Raw genomic sequence first — 16,061 nt, 5'->3', positions numbered from 1 at the left:
GGCGTGGTCCAGGCCGATGGTGTGGACGTCGTCGGGGCCGAGCGTGAAGGCGTACGGGATCGGCGGGCCCTCCAGCCGGGGCGCGGTCGTCAGGTCGGCGCGGGCCAGGCGCACCGAGGTCAGCATGGTCCGCAGCCCGTGCTCCCGGACCAGGGTGTCGGCCAGTGCCTCGATCCGGTCCAGCGGCGGGTCCTCGCCGGCCGTGTACCCGAGCGTGAGGACCGCGTCCTCCTCCACGCCCTTCGTCGTCCGGGTCACCCGGACCGTGGCCATGGCCGGTCGCTCCGGGGTGCCGACCACGATCAACTGCGAGGGCTCGGGCGCCCGCTCCCGGGCCAGATCCGTCAACTGCCTTGGCGACCAAGGGAGGTTGACCGGCTCGGCCGTACCCCAGCCCGCCGGTGCCGTGCCGGTCAACGCCTTCCAGGCCGCCTCCAGGCCGCCGCCCAGCAGGAGGTGCTCGTCGGCCCGGTGCACGGTACGCAGGGCCACGATCAACTGCCGGCCGGGAACGTCCCCGTCCGCCGGGCCGCCGTGGGAGCCGTTCGCCGTCCCGTCCGCCGTCCCGTCCACCCTCCCCTGCGCCGGAACGTCCGCCGGGGCAGGTGCCGTGCCCCGCACCCCGCGCGTGAACGCCGCCGCCACCGCCGCCGTCCCGTCCTCCGCGAGCGCGGGTGAGAACGCGCCGTCCTGCCAGCGCAGCACCGCCCCCGACAGCCCGTCGTAGTAGCCGCACTCCGGGTCCTGGACGACCCACCGGTTGGGGACGCGCGCGAGCGTCGACCGGGCGGCCGGGGTCAGCCGCACGCCGGCCGGGGTGACGATCTGGAGCGACCGCCGGGACACCGCGGCCGTCCGCATGATCTCCGCGAGCCAGCTGGTCAGCGCCACCACCGGCCGGTCGATGAGGACGACCGCCGCGTTCTCCGTCACCACGTCCACGGCGGGCTGCCCCGACCCCGCCGACGGCACGGCGGACACGTCGACCACCTGCGTGCTCGCCGCCCCGGGCGGCCAGGTCGAGCCGCCCAGCAGGGCGTTGAGCCGCCCGCACACCACTCCCGCGAGCCGCTCCGCCTCCGGGACGGCCGTGGAGGCGCGCGCCTCCGTCCACCAGTACGGGGTCGCCGCGCCCTGCCCGAGCAGCCGCTCCGCCTCACCGGGGACCTGGACCAGCACCGGCGACTCCACGGACACCAGCGGGCGGCCCCCGGGCCCGTGCAACTGGACGACCGCGCCCTCGGCCGCCGCCGACAGGTCCAGGTCGGAGCCGCCGGCGTACAGGCTCGCCATGAGGGCCCAGACATCGGGCATCTTCGGGGTGAGGGCGATGACGTCCTTGGTCACGGGCGGTGGCCCTCCTCGCTGTCGAGTGCGCTGTCGTCGAGCGCGGTCTGGATGAGCTGGTGGGGCCGGCCCCGGCGGACCAGCGTGCCCCGCCCGGCCGGCTGCGCCGACGCGTACAGGCCGGGGAAGAGCTGGCCCTCGCTGCGCTCGCCGGTCATCAGCAGCGCGGCCGTACCGGTCTCGCGCAGGGTCTGCAGCAGCGGCTCGTACATCGCCCGGGAGGCGCCCGCCACCCGGCGCGTGATCACGAAGTGCAGCCCGATGTCCTGCGCCGACGAGACGTACGGCAGGAACGGGGCCAGCGGCTGCTGCCCGGCGGTGGTCAGGATGTCGTAGTCGTCGACCAGGATCACGATCCGCGGGCCCTGGAACGCGGGCTCGTCGGTCAGCGCGTCCGGGTCGGCGCTCTCCGGCATCCGCTTCTCCAGCTCGCTCGCGATCCCGCTCGACAGCCCCGCCGCGAGCTTCGCGTTGTGCGCGTACCCGCCCCGGTACGGCTCCGGGATCACTCCCCGCAGTCCGCGCCTCGGGTCGAACACGCCGAAGACCAGCTCCTCGTCCGAGTACCGCTCGACGAGTCGCGCCGCGACCAGCTTCAGCAGGTTCGTCTTGCCGCACTCGTTGTCGCCGAGGATCAGCAGGTGCTGGTCCGAGCCGAACAGGTCGAGCAGCGTCGGCGCGAGGGCGTCCTGGTCCACCCCGATCGGCACCCGGTGCGGCTCGGCGACCACCGACGGCAGCCGGTCCGACGACAGCCGGGTCGGCAACACCCTTACTGGGGCGGCCAGTTCACCGTGCCAGGTGGAGCGGATCGTGCGGGCCGCGTCCTCCAGCGCCGGCGCGAGATCCCCCGTCGAGGGCCGCCCGTCGATGCGGGGGAGGGCCGCCTGCGCGAACAGTTTGCCGTCGGTGAGGACGCGCCCCGGGGTGTCCGGCGACAGCGTCTCGGAGAGCTTGCGGTCCACGCTCGAATCGCTCGGGTCGTTGAGCCGCAGTTCCACCCGTGTCCCGAACATCGACTGTGTCGCGATCCGCACGTCGTTCCAGCGCAGCATGCCCCCGACGACATGGATGCCGTACCCGCCGCCGCGCTTGAGCAGCTCCACGACGGTGTCGTCCAGCTCGGCGAACTCGTCGCGCAGCGCGCCGAATCCGTCGATGAGCAGGACGATGTCCGTCGACCCCAGCTCCCGCAGCCGGCCCTGCCGGCGCAGTTGCCGCAGCTGGTCGACGGAGTCGATGCCGTGCTCGCGGAAGAGCTCCTCCCGCTCGATCAGCATGGTCCGCACCTCGGCGACCGTGCGCGCGGCCCGCTCCCGGTCCGCCCGCCCCGCGATGCCGCCGACGTGCGGCAGCCCGGAGAGGGCCGAGAGCCCGCCACCGACCAGGTCGAGGCCGTAGATGCCGACCTCGGCGGGGGTGTGCGTCGTCGCCAGGGACAGCGCGAGCGTCCGCAGCAGCGTCGTCTTGCCGGACTGCGGGCCGCCGATCACCGCCGCGTGCCCGCCCGCGACCGTCAGATCGAGCACCCAGTGCCCCTGCCACTGCTTCGCCGGGTCGTCCAGCACGCCGAGCGGCACCCGCATCGGGCCGGTGGTGGTGGCCAGCCGCAGCCCCCGCTCGTCCACCCGCACGGGGCCCGCCGCCGCGTCCAGCGTGATCGCGTCCGGCAGCGGCGGCAGCCAGATCCGCCGCACCGGGCGTGCGGCGGCGGCCAGTTGGTCCACCATCACCGACATCACGGTCGGCCCGGTCTCCCGCTTCGTCGCCTTCGGCTCGTCGGCGGCCTCACCGGCGGCAGGCGCGCTCTCCAGCGTGTTGTACGTCGGATACGGCCAGGCGAGCGGCGTGTCCTCCTCCTGCGCCACCAGCGCCGGACCCCGGTACGCGCCCGACACGTACCCCGCCTTGAACCGCTCGTACGTCGAGGTGTCCACCTTCAGATAGCCGAAGCCCGGCAGCGGCGGCAGATGAAAGGCGTCCGTGGTGTCGAGGACGGTCCGCGACTCGTCGGCGGAGAAGGTGCGCAGCCCCAGCCGGTACGAGAGATAGGTGTCGAGCCCCTTCAGCTTGCCGCCCTCGATGCGCTGGCTGGACAGCAGCAGGTGCACGCCGATGGACCGGCCGATACGCCCGATGGAGAGGAACAGGTCGATGAAGTCCGGCTTGGCGGTGAGGAGTTCACCGAACTCGTCGATCACCACGAAGAGGTGGGGGAGCGGTTCGAGATCGGGCCGCCGGGTGGCGCGCAGGGCGGCGTAGTGGCCGATGTCGGCCACGTTGCCCGCGTCCTTCAGTACCTGCTGGCGCCGCTTGACCTCGCCCGCGAGGCTGGAGTGCACGCGCTCGACGAGCCCCGCCTGGTTCTCCAGGTTGGTGATCACACCGGCCACGTGCGGGAGTTCGGTGAACGGGGCGAAGGTAGCGCCGCCCTTGTAGTCGACCAGGACCAGGGCCAGGTCCTCGGGGGAGTGGGTCGCGGCCAGCGCCAGCACGAGGGTCCGCAGCAGCTCGCTCTTGCCGGAGCCGGTCGCACCGACGCACAGGCCGTGCGGGCCCATACCCAGCTCCGAGGACTCCTTGAGGTCCAGCAGCACCGGATCATGACGGTCCGTCACCCCGATGGGCACCCGCAGGAACTCCCGCTCGCCGCGCGGCGCCCACAGGTCGTGCAGGTTCAGCAGGGCCGGGTCGTCGATGCCGAGCAGGCCCGGGAAGTCGACGGGCCCGGTGACCGGGGTGCCCTCGGCGGCCGACTCGGCGGACAGCCGCAGCGGCGCGAGCAGCCGGGCGATCCCCTCGGCTCCGGCGGCGGTGACCTGGTCGGAGGTACCGTGCGCGGCCGGGACGGCGTGCGGTTCGGCTGTCGCGAAGGGGTCCGGGACGCGCAGGTCCTCCACCACGACCCGGTCGCCCCGCACGGTGATCCGCACCGACACCTGATCGGGCTCGTGCACCTGCTCCTGAAGCAGGTGCAGCACGGTGACGCCCATGTCCGCGAGCCCCACCGCCGTGTCCGGACGCGGCAGTTCGACGGCCGTCTCCCCGTACTCGTCGCTCACGACGAGCATCCGGGACGCCAGCCCGAGCGCCTTGCGGTCGGCGAGCCCCCGGCGCACCTCCGCCGCGTACGACGCGCGCCGGCCCAGCTCGTGCCGGAAGTGCCGGGCCAGCTGCGGCAGGCTCGGCGCGATCCGGCGGGCCGCCACCGGGCCGTCGTGCTCCTGCGCGTCCAGCACGTGCGGGAGCCACTTGGCCCACTCCCAGTCCGCCAGCCGCTCACCCGGCACACCGAGCGCCACCGCCACGTCGTCGGGCGCGTGCGAGACGGCGACCTGGACGAGGAGCGCGCGGGCCACCCGCAGCACGCCCTCCCGGTCGCCGACCACGCTGACGTTGCCCGCGCGGTCCAAGGGCACGGTGATCGGGCAGCCGCCCGCGACCGAGTAGCGAGCCAGCAGCGCCCGTGCCTCGTTCAGCATGAACGGGTCCGGCGGGGTCATCACCCCGCCCTGGTTCTGCCCGATGGCCAGACCCGCCACGGGTACGTCACCGGTGCCGACGCGCACCCGCAGGAAGTCCACGTCCTGCCGCCGCCGCTCCCAGAGCCGGGCGGGGTCGCGCACCAGGTCGTACAGCGCCTCCGGCGGCGGATTCAGCACCCGCGCGAGTGCCCGCCGCTCCCGTTCCTCGGCGCCGAACTCCTCGCGCAGCTCCTCCAGATACTCCAGGTACCGCTCGCGCTGGGTGCGCCGGGTGCGCTGGGCCTTGCCGCGCTGGGAGAGGAACAGGGCTACCGCGCCGAGCAGCGCGATGACCAGCACCATCGCGCCGATGGCCGCGAACTGGCTGTTGCGGATCACGGTCATCATCACGACCGAGCCCATCACCCCCGCCATCGGCAGCAGCGCCGTGGCGGCCGTCCCCGCCTTGCCCTCCGGGAGGTTCGGCGGCGGCTCGATGGTGCGCGCACCGGCGGCCCCCTGCGGCCGGGTGCTGCGAGCGGGCCGGTGAATCAACTCCTGGGTCACGGACGGACCCCTTCCGCACACGACTGGTCGTTCATCGCATCCTCACCGCGCGGGTCATCGCCTCCGCCGCCAGGGTGATCGCCGCCGCGCGGGTCTCCTGGCCCAGCAGGGCGGTGCGGATGGGGCCGCCCTGGGCGAGGTGACGGTCGTAGGGGACGGTGACGACATGGACGCCGGACTCCTTGAGGTGGGCGACGGCCGTGGCACGGTCCAGCGTGACGTCCGGGGAGTTGGCGGTCAGCGCGACGACGGTCGAGGAGAGCGCGGAGTGCGGCAACTGGCCCAGCCAGTCCAGGACCTGGCGGGTGCCGTTGACACCCTCGGCGGTCATCGGCGCCACGACCACGCGCGCGTGGGCGGTGTCCATCGCCGTACGGGCCACCTCGCCCGGCAGGGTCTCGCAGTCCACCACGGTCACCGCGAAGTAGCGCCGCAGCGCGAGGGTGACCGTGCGGTACGTGCGGATGTCCAGCGGGGCCCCGACCCGGCCCTGGCTGGCGGGCAGCAGCCAGCCGCCGTCCGAGACGGGCACGAGGTAGCCGGTGACGTCGGTGAGCTGCATGGCCGGGTTGAGGATCCGCGCGAGGTCGGCCGCCGCCCAGCGCACCGAGTCGGCGCCCATCCGCACCGGCAGGGTGCCCAGCGCGGCGTCGGCCTCCAGCGTCAGCACCGGGTCGTGCCGGTAGTGGTTGAACGTCCGCCCCAGCAGCGCGGCCATCGTCGACTTCCCGACGCCGCCCCGGATGGACGTCACCGCGATGACCCGTCCGGTGGTCACCGGCTGCTGCAACTCCCGCGCGATCCGCGTCTCCTCGGCGACGTCCTGCGCGGCCGACCCGGCCAGCTTCCGGATGGACCGCCCCGTCCGCCGAGCCACGGACTCCCCGTGCTGAGGCCGCCCGAGCGCATGGGCCAGCCGAGGATCGATGGTGGGCACGGAGTCGGGGGCGTGCAGCGGGGTCTGCCTGTACCTTATACCCATCTCCGAGCCCACGAGACCGTACTAGAGGTTCTGATACGGAGGGGAAAACCCGAGGGGCCCGGTCCAATGGACCGGGCCCCTCGAAACATTCCGCGCATTCCGCCGTGCTCGCCCGCAGGGTCGCTAGAAGAACACCCCGCACCGCAGCAGCACATTCGCGTACGGCCGCGCCTCCCCGGTCCGTACGACCAGCCGCGCGCCCGCCGACATCCCCTTCAACTCCTCGTGGGAGACCAGCTCCAGCTCGGGGAAGCGGTCCTCCAGCAGCGCCGTCGCCTCCAGATTCGCCTCACGCACCTCGTACGCGGCCGTCGCCCCCTCGACCACGATCTCGTCGAGCAGCCCGTCCAGCACCTCCGCGAAGGACGGCACCCCCGCCCGGAACGCCAGGTCGACCACGCGCGGCCCCTCGGGCACCGGCATTCCCGCGTCGCACACCAGCACCCCGTGCCCGTGCCCCAACTCGGCGATGGCGCCCGCCAGATGACGGTTGAGTATCCCGGCCCGCTTCACAGCGCCGCGACCTCCTCGGCGGTCGGGAACGACACCTGCGCCCCGGCTTTCGTGACGGCGGCGGCCCCCACCCGGGCCGCGTACGCGGCGGCCTCGGCGGGCTCCGCGCCCGCACCCAGCCGCCACGCCAGCGCCGCCGTGAACGCGTCCCCGGCACCCGTGGTGTCCACGGCGTCCACCTTCACGGCCGCCACCCGCGCACTCCGCTCGGCGGTCGCGACCAACGCCCCCTCCGCGCCCAGCGTCACGACCACCGACCGCGGCCCGAGCGCCAGCAGCGCCCGCGCCCAGTCCTCCGGCGGGGGCGACCCCGCGAGCTCGCCCCCGACGATGACCCGGGCCTCGTGCTCGTTGACGATCAGCGGATCACAGGCGGCCAGCACCTCCGCAGGCAACTCCCGCGGCGGCGACGGGTTCAGGACGAAACGGGCCCCCTCAGGCAGCCGCCGGACGACCTCCACCACCGTCTCCAACGGGATCTCCAACTGCGCGGAGACCACCCGGGACGCGCGCAGCAGGCCCTCCGCCGCGCGCACGTCCCCGGGGGTCAGCTTCCCGTTGGCGCCCGGCGACACCACGATGCTGTTGTCGCCCGACGGGTCCACCGTGATCAGCGCGACCCCGGTGGGCGCCCCGCCGACCAGCACCCCGGCCGTGTCGACCCCGGCCGCCCGCTGCGAGTCCAGCAGCAGGCGGCCGTTGCCGTCGTCGCCGACCCGCGCCAGCAGCGCCGTACGCGCCCCGAGCCGGGCCGCCGCCACCGCCTGGTTGGCGCCCTTGCCGCCGGGGTGGACGGCCAGGTCGGAGCCGAGCACGGTCTCCCCGGCCCCCGGCCGCCGCTCGACACCGATCACCAGGTCGGCGTTGGCCGATCCCACGACCAGGAGGTCGTAGTCGTACATGCGTGCTCCTTCGTGCGTCCTTCGAGGTCAACCGCTGAAACCGGCCGCCGCCGACAACGGCCGAACCGGCCCCAGCCGTCAGCCGCTGACCGCGCCCTCGCCGTCAGCCGCTGAACTCGGCCACGTTCTCGGACGTGACCACCTTCACCGGCACCATCACCGACTGCTCGACCTTCTCGCCCTTGGCGGCCTCGACGGCGTTGCGCACCGCGATCCTGCCGAGTTCCGCGGGCTGCTGCGCCACCGACGCGTACAGCGTGCCCGCTTCGACGGCCTTCAGCCCGTCGGCGGTGCCGTCGAAACCGATGACCTGGACCGACTTCCCGGCCTTGGCGCCGAGCGCCTTGATCGCGCCGAGCGCCATCTCGTCGTTCTCCGCGAAGACACCGTCGACGTCGGGGTTGGCCTGGAGCAGGTTCGTCATCACGTCGAGGCCCTTGGTGCGGTCCCAGTCGGCGGGCTGCTTGGCGAGGACCTTGATGCCCGGGTAGGCCTTCAGCCCCTCGGCGAAGCCGGCACCGCGCTCCCGGCTGGCGGAGGTGCCCGCCTGACCCTGGAGGATGACGATCTCGCCCTTGCCGCCCAGCTTCTCGGCGAGCGACTTGGCGGCAAGCTTTCCGCCGCTGACGTTGTCGGAGGCCACGAGCGCGGCCGTGTTCGCGCCGTTGACCGCGCGGTCGACGGCCACCAGCGGGATGTCCGCCTTGTTGACGGCCTTGGCCGCCGGGGTCACCGCGTCGGAGTCCACCGGGTTCACGATGATCGTGCCGAGGCCCTCACTGGTGAAGTTCTGCAGCTGGTTGGCCTGCTGAGAGGCGTCGTTCTGCGCGTCCGTGACGGACAGGTCGACGCCCAGCTTCTTCGCCTCGTCCTGGGCGCCCGCCCGGATCTGCACGAAGAACGGGTTGTTGAGCGTCGACAGCGACAGCCCGATCTTCTCGCTCTTCGCCGCCGACGAGCCGGTGTGCAGGAAGGAGGTCGCGCCCACGACCGCCGCCGCGACCACCGCGGCCAGCACGTACGTCAGCGCCTGCTTCTTCCGGTCCCCGGAGCCACCGGCACCGGCCGCCACCGGCGTCGCCCCCGCCTTCCGTCGCACCGTGTCCAGCAGCACCGCCAGCGCGATCACGACACCGATGACGACCTGCTGCCAGAAGGCGGACACGGACAGCAGGTTGAGGCCGTTCCTGAGCACCGCCAGGATCAGCGCGCCGATCAGCGTCCCCGACGCCTTGCCCGTACCACCGGCCAGCGAGGCACCGCCGATGACGACCGCCGCGATGGCGTCCAGCTCGTAGCCCTGCGCGGCCTGCGGCTGCGCGGAGGAGAGCCGGGAGGCGAGCACGATGCCCGCGGCGGCGGCGAACAGCCCGGACAGCGCGTAGATGACGAGCTTCTGCCGCTTCACCCGCAGCCCGGAGAGCCGGGCCGCCTCCTCGTTGCCACCGATCGCGTACATGGCACGCCCGATGTACGTACGCCCGAGGACCACGGCCGTGACGATGCCCAGGACGACCATCACCAGGACCGGCACCGGCAGCCAGCCGCCCAGGTTGTCACCGAGGTGCGACACCGACTCCGGGAACGCGATCGGGCTGCCCTGCGAGATCACCAGCGACAGACCACGCCCCACCGACAGCATGGCGAGCGTCGCGATGAACGGCGGCAGCTTCCCGTACGAGATGAGGAAGCCGTTGACGAGACCGCACGCGATGCCGGTGACGACGGCGAGGAGCACGGCTATCGGGACCGGCACGCCCTCCGAGGTCGCGCTCCAGGCCAGGACGGTGGCCGACAGCGCCGCCACCGAACCGACCGACAGGTCGATGCCCGCCGAGACGATCACGAAGGTCACACCGAACGCGAGGATCGCGGTGACGGCGGCCTGGACACCGATGTTGAGCAGGTTGTCGGCCGTCAGGAAGTCGCCGGACAGCACCGACATCCCGACGACGAGGACGATCAGCGCGGTCAGCGCGCCGTTGTCGAGCAGGAGCCGGCGCAGCCCCGATGCTCCCGAGGCGCCACTCGCGCCCGTCGTGCTCTTGAGCGTGTCAGCGGCCATCGGGGGCCTCCGTTTCCGTCGCAAGGGTGGTGGGGTGCGAGACGGCGAGCGCCATCACCGCGTCCTGGGTGGCCTCGGCGGCGGGCAGTTCACCCGCGATCCGCCCCTGGGCCATGACCAGCACCCGATCGCTCATACCGAGCACCTCGGGCAGGTCACTGGAGATCATCAGCACGGCTGCACCGGCGGCCGTCAGCTCGTTGATCAGTTCGTAGATCTCGACCTTCGCGCCGACGTCGATGCCACGGGTCGGCTCGTCGAGGATCAGCACCTTGGTGTTCGCCAGCAGCCACTTGCCGATGACGACCTTCTGCTGGTTGCCGCCCGAGAGGGTGCGGACGTGCTGGTGCAGCCCGGCCATCCGCACCCCGAGCCGCTCGGCGACCCCGGCCGCGTTCGCCCGCTGCCCCTTGAGGTCGACGAACCCGCCCCGGGTCGCGCCCCGCAGGGTCACCAGGCCGAGGTTCTCCTCCACGGACGCGTCCAGCACCAGCCCCTGGCCCTTGCGGTCCTCGGGCACGAGCCCGATCCCGGCGGCCATGGCGGCGACCACGTCGTCCTTGGGCACGGCGGAGCCGTCGACCCGCACGGCCCCCGCGTCGTACGGGTCGGCGCCGAACACGGCCCGCACGACCTCCGTACGGCCGGCCCCGACGAGCCCCGCGATCCCGACGACCTCACCGGCCCGCACCTCGAAGCTGACGTCGTGGAAGACGCCGTCCCGCGTGAGTCCCTCGACGACGAGCAACGCCTCGCCGGAGTCCCCCCGCTCCCTCGGGTACTGCTGTTCGATGGACCGCCCGACCATGAGGCGTACGAGCTCGTCCTGCGGGGTGGTGGCGGGCACCTGCCCGACGCTCTTGCCGTCCCGGATGACGGTCACCCGATCCCCCAGGGCGGCGATCTCCTCCAGGTGATGGGTGATGAAGACGACGCCCACCCCGTCCTCGCGAAGCCGTCGCACGATGGCGAAAAGCCTCTCGACCTCCTCGGTCGTCAGCACGGCGGTCGGCTCGTCCATGATCAGCACACGCGCGTCGAGGCTCAGCGCCTTGGCGATCTCGACCATCTGGAGCCGGGCGATCCCGAGTTCACGCACGCGCGCGCGTGGCGAGACGTCGACCCCCACCCGCGCCAGCAGCTCGGCGGCGTCGGCCTCCATCCGCTTCCGGTCGATCATCCCGAAGCGGCGTGGCTGCCGCCCCAGGAAGATGTTCTCGGCGACGGTCAGATCGGGAACCAGGTTGAACTCCTGGTAGATGGTGGCGATCCCGAGCCGCTCGGAGTCCTGCGCACCATGGATGCGCACCTCCTCGCCGGCGGCCAGGATCCGCCCCGCGTCGGGCGTGTAGGCACCGGAGAGCATCTTGATCAGCGTGCTCTTGCCCGCGCCGTTCTCACCGAGCAGGACGTGCACCTCGCCCCGGCGCAGATCGAAGTCGACGCCGTCCAGCGCGACCACACCGGGAAAGGTTTTCCGTATGCCTTCGATGCGCAGCAACTCGTCCGGGTCGCTCACGACGTGCTCCTGTTCTGTGCGTGTTCCTCGCCGCACGAGAGGCGCACGACGAGACGGGCGGGGAGGGTGACGGACTGCGGGGGCCGCCCCTCGATACGGTCGATCAGCGCGCGCACGGCGGCCCGCCCCAGCTCGCCCGTCGGCTGGGCCACCGCGGTGATCGGCGGATCGGTGTGCACGAACCAGGGGATGTCGTCGAAGGCGGCGAGTCCGACATCCTCCGGAACCCGCATCCCACGCGCGCGCACGGCGTCGAGGGCGCCCAGCGCCATCAGGTTGTCGGCGGCGAAGACGACCTGCGGCGGCTCGGCCAGATCGAGGAACCTCTCCATCACCCGTCGCCCGCTCGCGGCCTGGAAGTCGCCCTGCCCTATGTACGCGTCGGGCAACGCCAGCCCATGCTCACCCAGGGCCTTCCGGAAGACCTCGACCCGCTCCCGGCCGGTCGTGGTCGCGGCCGGCCCGGCGATGATCGCGAGCCGCCGGTGCCCGAGCCCGTACAGATGAGCGACGAGCTCCCTGACGGCGTCCCGCCCGTCCGCGCGCACCACGGGCACATCCACGCCCGGGATCCACCGGTCCACGAACACCATCGGCGTCCCGGCCCGCACGGTGTCCAGCATCAACGGCGAACCACCGTCGGTCGGCGACACGAGCAGCCCGTCGATCCGCCGGTCGAGCAGATTCCGCACATGGTGATCCTGAAGCTCGGGCCGCTCGTCGGCGTTCCCGATGATCACGCTGTACCCGAGCGCCCGCGCCTCTTCCTCGACGGCCCGCGCCAGCTCGGTGAAGTACGGGTTCATCACGTCACTGATGACGAGCCCGAGGGTGTGGGTCTGGTCGGTGCGCAGGGACCGGGCGACGGCGTTGGGCCGATACCCCAGTGCCGCGACGGCGGCCATCACCCGCGCTCGCGCCTCCGCGCTGACCGACGGATGGTCGTTGAGCACCCGGGACACGGTGGCGACGGACACCCCCGCCTCGGCCGCGACATCCTTGATGCTCGCCATCGCCGGCCCACCTCCTCGTGGAATCGATTACACCGACGTCACGGAGGATTGGAATCGATTACATGGCCATGAGGCAAGGGTGTGGATGTGGCCGAAATTCAATCGTGATCCAGGGGGTGTGGCCGGGCGTGCGAGCGGCGCGCCCGGCCAGATCCGGTGACGGAGGGGCTATTGCGGGCAACCCTCCAATAACAAGACTTTTGTTAAAGTGGCCCCATGGCTGCCACTCCCGACCCCGACCCGGCCCCCGGAGAGGGCCCGGTCCGTCCGGTCTCCGTCTCCCTCCATGAAGGCACGATCGCCGCTCTCAAGGCGCGCACCGGCAAGCGAGGCATGTCCGCCTACGTCGAAGCCCTCATCCAACGCCAACTCGAACGGGAGCGCCTGCGCGAACTCATCGAGGACGCGGAGGCCGAGCACGGGCCGGTGGACCAGGCAGCGGTCGAGGCCAAGAGGGCGCTCCTGCGCGGTGACGCGGCCGGCTCGGCGGACGCCGCGTGAGCGGCACGCTCGTTCTGGACTGCGAAGGTCTGTCCAAGCTTGTACGCCGCACACCCGAGCTCACCGAATGGCTCGCCGCCGCGGAGGCCGAGGACATCCGGGTCATCGCCAGCTCCGTCACCCTCGTCGAAGCCCGCGACCCCAGAACCAACCAGGCCCGCTTCGACTACGCGGCCTCCCGCGTGAACATCGCCCCGCCCACCGAAGCGATCGCCCGCCACGCGAGCAAGCTGCTGGCCGCCGCCGGACTCCATGGCCACAAGTACGCCCTGGACGCCATCGTCGCCGCCACCGCACTCGCCTCACCCGCCCCGGTCACCATCCTGACCTCGGATCCCGAGGACCTCCTCGTGCTGTGCGGCCCCGGCGTCCGCGTGATCAAGGTGTGACACCGCGAAGCCCGTCTTCACCCGGCTCCGACTCGGGCGCGGTTTCTGATCGAGCGGACCGGGAGAGCTGTTCGCGCACCCATCCGGGATCGGGGTTGGTGTGCGGCCGCCCCGCCACGACGACGGTCGGCACGGTCTCGTTGCCGTCATTGGCCGCCCTCACCACGGCGGCTCCTGCCGGGTCACGCCAGATGTTGACCCAGTGCGCTTGGCGGGCGCCGCGGCCCAGCCGGAGGCGCAGTCGCATGCAGTACGGGCAGCCCGGCCGCCAGAAGACGACAGGTCGGCCGTCGACCGCGCTGCGGCGTTGCGCCTCTTGCGCGGTGATGGACTTCGGGAAGATCAGGGGCGAGTTCACCCCTGCGAGCACCAGGAACGCCGGCAGGAGCGCTGCGGCTGTGCCGGGGTTCCCGTCGACGATCTGCGCGGTCGCGAGGGCTATGCCGCAGAGCGCGAGCAGCATCGGCAGGATCCAGGCGCGCATCATGGTGAGGCAGCCTATCGGTGAGTCGAACTGCTTCCCGTCGTCCAAGGGCCCCTACGCCGCCGCCAGCTCGCACCACACGTACTTGCCCCGTTCGCCGAACCTGGCCGACGGCATCCACCCCCAGTACTTCGTGCAGGCCACGACAAGCCCCAGCCCGCGTCCGTCCTCCTGCTCGCCCACCCGCTCCAGCGGCTGTGGCGGTTGCGGCGGTTCGGGATCGGCGTCCCACGCCCCGATCCTAGGCTGCGCGAGGGGGCAGGGCTTTCCTCGCGCGAGGCGGCCTCACTGCTCGGAGTGAGCCCTGCCCAGATCACTCATATCGAGTCCGCGCTCGCGGGAGTGAGCGAGCTGAGGCTCCGCCGTCTTGCGTCCCATTACGCCTGCGCGGACGAGGAATTCATCGATGCCTTGGTCGCGATGGCCACCGATCGCACACGGGGCTGGTGGGAGGAGTACCGGGGCCTGCTGCCCACGCCGTTCCTGGACCTCTCCGAGCTGGAACATCACGCCCGGTTCCAACGCCACGTGGCGATCCTTTACGTACCGGGCCTGTTGCAGACCGAGGACTACTCGCGTGCCGTTTTCTCGTCCAGGCTGCCCGAACTCACCGAAGAAGAGATCGAGTTGCGCATCCAGCATCGAAAGGCGCGCCAGCAGTCCACGATCCCGTACGAGGCGGTGATCCATGAGGCGGCACTCCGGATCAGAGTCGGCGACCGTGGCACATCGCGGGCCCAGCTGGCCCGGCTCGTCGAGCTCTCCGAAGCGGATCACGTCACCATGCGCGTCATCCCCTTCGATCTGGACGGCTTTGCCAGTGCCGCGGGCACGATGACGTACGTGGGCGGGCCCCTGCCCAAGCTGGACACGGTGGTCCGCGATGCGCTTCACGGCTCGGCCTTCATCGATTCCGACGCCCAGCTCAACATCTACCGAACGAGCTTTCGTAAGGTGGAGGACGCGTCACTCGACCCTGGAGGGTCGCGTGAGTTCATTCACAGACTGGCGAAGGAGCTGTGAAGAACCCCATGGGCAACTGGCGGAAGTCGTCCTACTCGGGTCCCGGAGACGGCAACGAGTGCGTGGAGATCGCGACGAGCCCCACCCACATAGCAGTCCGCGATTCAAAGACCCCCACCACCCGCACCCTCACCTTCCTCGCCCCCTCCTTCACCGCGTTCATCAGTGCCCTCAAGTCGTCGCGGACGACACCTTCGCCGCCGATGCCTTAGGGGATCCAGCGGTGCGATCCACCGCCACGGGGCCGTCGTACCGCGGCGCGCAGCCCCGCAGGCGCCCGAACGAGATGGGCCGCCAGCCGGAGCGGACGGCCCATCGGGCAGGACTTGAGGCATGACGGCGGGCTCAGCGAGTGCCGTCAGGCGCTGTCACAGGCACAGGCGCTGTCACAGGCACAGGCACAAGGCGCGGGCGCGGGCCCGGACCGGCTGGAGGCCAGGTCAGGACTCGCAGCCGATCTCCTGGTCTCCGGAGTCCGACGTGCAGTTGTCGCTGCCGTCCCCTCCCAGGGCGGAGTCGCCCGGAGCCTGATCGACGTTGTCCAGGATGTCGTTGCCCGCTCCGCCGCTCAGCGAGTCGACGCCCGGCCCCCCGACGAGGACGTCGGCGCCGCTGCCGCTCAACAGGGTGTCCCGTCCTTCTCCGCCCGCGATGGACTGACGGCCGGTGGCGTCCTGGGCGTACACCGTGTCGTTGCCCGGTCCGGCGTCGAGCGAGGCACGCAGGCCGGTTCTCTGGGCGATGGTGTCCTGCTGGTCGCCGGCCACGACGAGGATCGTCCGGGTGCCGGCCGGGCAGGAGACGGAACCGTCACTGTTGGGCGTGCACCCCACTCCCGCGGAAGTGGACGCCCCGGTGTCGATGACGGTGACGGTGCTGCCGGACGGGTTGATGAAGATCCTGTTCCTCTCCCCGGCCGCCGCGTTGACGAAGATGAACGCGTCGTTGGCCTGCACCACCGTCGCGCCTGCCTGCACCGCCCCCGTCGCGGCGGACGCCGGGCCGGTGGAGACCAGCAGCGCGGCACCCGCTGCCGCCGCTGCCGCCTGTAATCCCCTGCGGGTTGACATAGCCATGCTGCTCCTGTCGTTGGACACGCTCGTGCCGACCGCTGGTCGAAGCGGCGGCGCATGGGTTCAGAGTCCGCGCCAGGCGGTGAAGGGGCATGGGGGGCGAGCCCCCAGTTATGCGCGTCCGTCGATGCTGTGCGCTTCGCGTCGCCGCACCTGCCATTCCCGTCCGGCAACGGCGCGGAGTTGCCGAAGGGTGATCCTCGGTGTCAGATCCCGGCG

General features: G+C 72.0%; 14 protein-coding genes and 1 pseudogene. 4 read left to right on the top strand and 11 right to left on the bottom strand.

The genetic code is table 11. The features are described from left to right. From GWK25_RS35400 to GWK25_RS35365, 8 genes are all read right to left on the bottom strand, one after another. Positions 1-1,347 (bottom strand): DUF6177 family protein (locus GWK25_RS35400; RefSeq protein ID WP_215455582.1); only part of this gene is annotated, 1,347 nt, incomplete at its 3' end. Further along, positions 1,344-5,378 carry a type VII secretion protein EccCa gene (eccCa, locus tag GWK25_RS35395; RefSeq protein ID WP_215455581.1) on the bottom strand — a complete coding sequence of 1,345 codons (4,035 nt, stop codon included), beginning with the start codon at positions 5,376-5,378 and terminating at the stop codon, positions 1,344-1,346. The genes eccCa and GWK25_RS35400, both read right to left, overlap by 4 nt. A gap of 31 nt (positions 5,379-5,409) precedes the next feature. Then, the gene (locus tag GWK25_RS35390; RefSeq protein ID WP_215455580.1) at positions 5,410-6,360 is read right to left on the bottom strand and encodes a type VII secretion protein; all 951 of its coding nucleotides are present in this window, start codon (positions 6,358-6,360) and stop codon (positions 5,410-5,412) included. A 123-nt stretch (positions 6,361-6,483) separates the two neighbouring features. After that, positions 6,484-6,873 carry a D-ribose pyranase gene (gene rbsD, locus GWK25_RS35385; RefSeq protein WP_215455579.1) on the bottom strand — a complete coding sequence of 130 codons (390 nt, stop codon included), beginning with the start codon at positions 6,871-6,873 and terminating at the stop codon, positions 6,484-6,486. After that, on the bottom strand, positions 6,870-7,775 hold the full coding sequence (locus tag GWK25_RS35380) for a ribokinase (RefSeq protein ID WP_215455578.1): 906 nt from the start codon (positions 7,773-7,775) through the stop codon (positions 6,870-6,872). Before GWK25_RS35380 ends, rbsD begins: the two co-directional genes overlap by 4 nt. A gap of 103 nt (positions 7,776-7,878) precedes the next feature. After that, positions 7,879-9,840, bottom strand: coding sequence for a substrate-binding domain-containing protein (locus GWK25_RS35375; protein WP_215455577.1), 1,962 nt, complete (start codon positions 9,838-9,840; stop codon positions 7,879-7,881). Beyond that, positions 9,830-11,359: a sugar ABC transporter ATP-binding protein gene (locus tag GWK25_RS35370; protein ID WP_215455576.1), complete on the bottom strand. Its 1,530-nt coding sequence runs from the start codon at positions 11,357-11,359 to the stop codon at positions 9,830-9,832. Before GWK25_RS35370 ends, GWK25_RS35375 begins: the two co-directional genes overlap by 11 nt. Then, on the bottom strand, positions 11,356-12,372 hold the full coding sequence (locus GWK25_RS35365; protein WP_215455575.1) for a LacI family DNA-binding transcriptional regulator: 1,017 nt from the start codon (positions 12,370-12,372) through the stop codon (positions 11,356-11,358). The genes GWK25_RS35370 and GWK25_RS35365 overlap by 4 nt, the downstream gene beginning before the upstream one ends. 216 nt (positions 12,373-12,588) lie before the next feature. Here GWK25_RS35365 and GWK25_RS35360 point away from each other — a divergent pair, with 216 nt between their 5' ends. Both GWK25_RS35360 and GWK25_RS35355 read left to right on the top strand, forming a co-directional pair. Beyond that, on the top strand, positions 12,589-12,873 hold the full coding sequence (locus GWK25_RS35360) for a hypothetical protein (RefSeq protein WP_215455574.1): 285 nt from the start codon (positions 12,589-12,591) through the stop codon (positions 12,871-12,873). Beyond that, complete coding sequence (locus GWK25_RS35355; RefSeq protein WP_215455573.1) at positions 12,870-13,262, top strand: type II toxin-antitoxin system VapC family toxin; 393 nt, start codon at positions 12,870-12,872, stop codon at positions 13,260-13,262. The genes GWK25_RS35360 and GWK25_RS35355 overlap by 4 nt, the downstream gene beginning before the upstream one ends. Here the strand turns inward: GWK25_RS35355 and GWK25_RS35350 are convergent. Then, a complete protein-coding gene (locus GWK25_RS35350) occupies positions 13,252-13,749 on the bottom strand; it encodes a glutaredoxin domain-containing protein (RefSeq protein ID WP_215457829.1) in 498 nt (165 codons plus the stop codon). The two genes, GWK25_RS35355 and GWK25_RS35350, sit on opposite strands and share 11 nt — an antisense overlap. Before the next feature lie 51 nt (positions 13,750-13,800). Continuing rightward, a pseudogene (locus GWK25_RS35345) lies at positions 13,801-13,989 on the bottom strand (ATP-binding protein); the annotation flags it as partial. Between GWK25_RS35345 and GWK25_RS35340 the strand changes: the two are divergent. Both GWK25_RS35340 and GWK25_RS35335 read left to right on the top strand, forming a co-directional pair. Continuing rightward, the gene (locus GWK25_RS35340) at positions 13,942-14,769 is read left to right on the top strand and encodes a helix-turn-helix transcriptional regulator (protein WP_215457828.1); all 828 of its coding nucleotides are present in this window, start codon (positions 13,942-13,944) and stop codon (positions 14,767-14,769) included. The pseudogene GWK25_RS35345 and the gene GWK25_RS35340 sit on opposite strands and share 48 nt — an antisense overlap. A gap of 8 nt (positions 14,770-14,777) precedes the next feature. Continuing rightward, positions 14,778-14,981 (top strand): DUF397 domain-containing protein, encoded by a 204-nt coding sequence (locus GWK25_RS35335; RefSeq protein ID WP_215457827.1) that lies wholly within the window; start codon positions 14,778-14,780, stop codon positions 14,979-14,981. A gap of 228 nt (positions 14,982-15,209) precedes the next feature. Here the strand turns inward: GWK25_RS35335 and GWK25_RS35330 are convergent, their stop codons facing one another. Next, complete coding sequence (locus GWK25_RS35330; protein WP_215455572.1) at positions 15,210-15,845, bottom strand: hypothetical protein; 636 nt, start codon at positions 15,843-15,845, stop codon at positions 15,210-15,212. Positions 15,846-16,061 lie beyond the last annotated feature (216 nt).

This window comes from Streptomyces sp. ATCC 21386, assembly GCF_018728545.1.
Taxonomy (GTDB): Bacteria; Actinomycetota; Actinomycetes; order Streptomycetales; family Streptomycetaceae; genus Streptomyces.
The sequence above is the reverse complement of the archived record's forward strand: the minus strand, read 5'-3'. Positions and strand labels throughout refer to the sequence as shown.

What these genes read in the sequence shown, in the direction of transcription:
- GWK25_RS35390 (WP_215455580.1), bottom strand. Translation starts at nt 6,360, where the DNA reads ATGGGTATAAGGTACAGGCAGACCCCGCTGCACGCCCCCGACTCCGTG.
- GWK25_RS35380 (WP_215455578.1), bottom strand. Translation starts at nt 7,775, where the DNA reads ATGTACGACTACGACCTCCTGGTCGTGGGATCGGCCAACGCCGACCTG.
- GWK25_RS35375 (WP_215455577.1), bottom strand. Translation starts at nt 9,840, where the DNA reads ATGGCCGCTGACACGCTCAAGAGCACGACGGGCGCGAGTGGCGCCTCG.
- GWK25_RS35365 (WP_215455575.1), bottom strand. Translation starts at nt 12,372, where the DNA reads ATGGCGAGCATCAAGGATGTCGCGGCCGAGGCGGGGGTGTCCGTCGCC.
- GWK25_RS35360 (WP_215455574.1), top strand. Translation starts at nt 12,589, where the DNA reads ATGGCTGCCACTCCCGACCCCGACCCGGCCCCCGGAGAGGGCCCGGTC.
- GWK25_RS35350 (WP_215457829.1), bottom strand. Translation starts at nt 13,749, where the DNA reads ATGATGCGCGCCTGGATCCTGCCGATGCTGCTCGCGCTCTGCGGCATA.
- GWK25_RS35335 (WP_215457827.1), top strand. Translation starts at nt 14,778, where the DNA reads ATGGGCAACTGGCGGAAGTCGTCCTACTCGGGTCCCGGAGACGGCAAC.
- GWK25_RS35330 (WP_215455572.1), bottom strand. Translation starts at nt 15,845, where the DNA reads ATGGCTATGTCAACCCGCAGGGGATTACAGGCGGCAGCGGCGGCAGCG.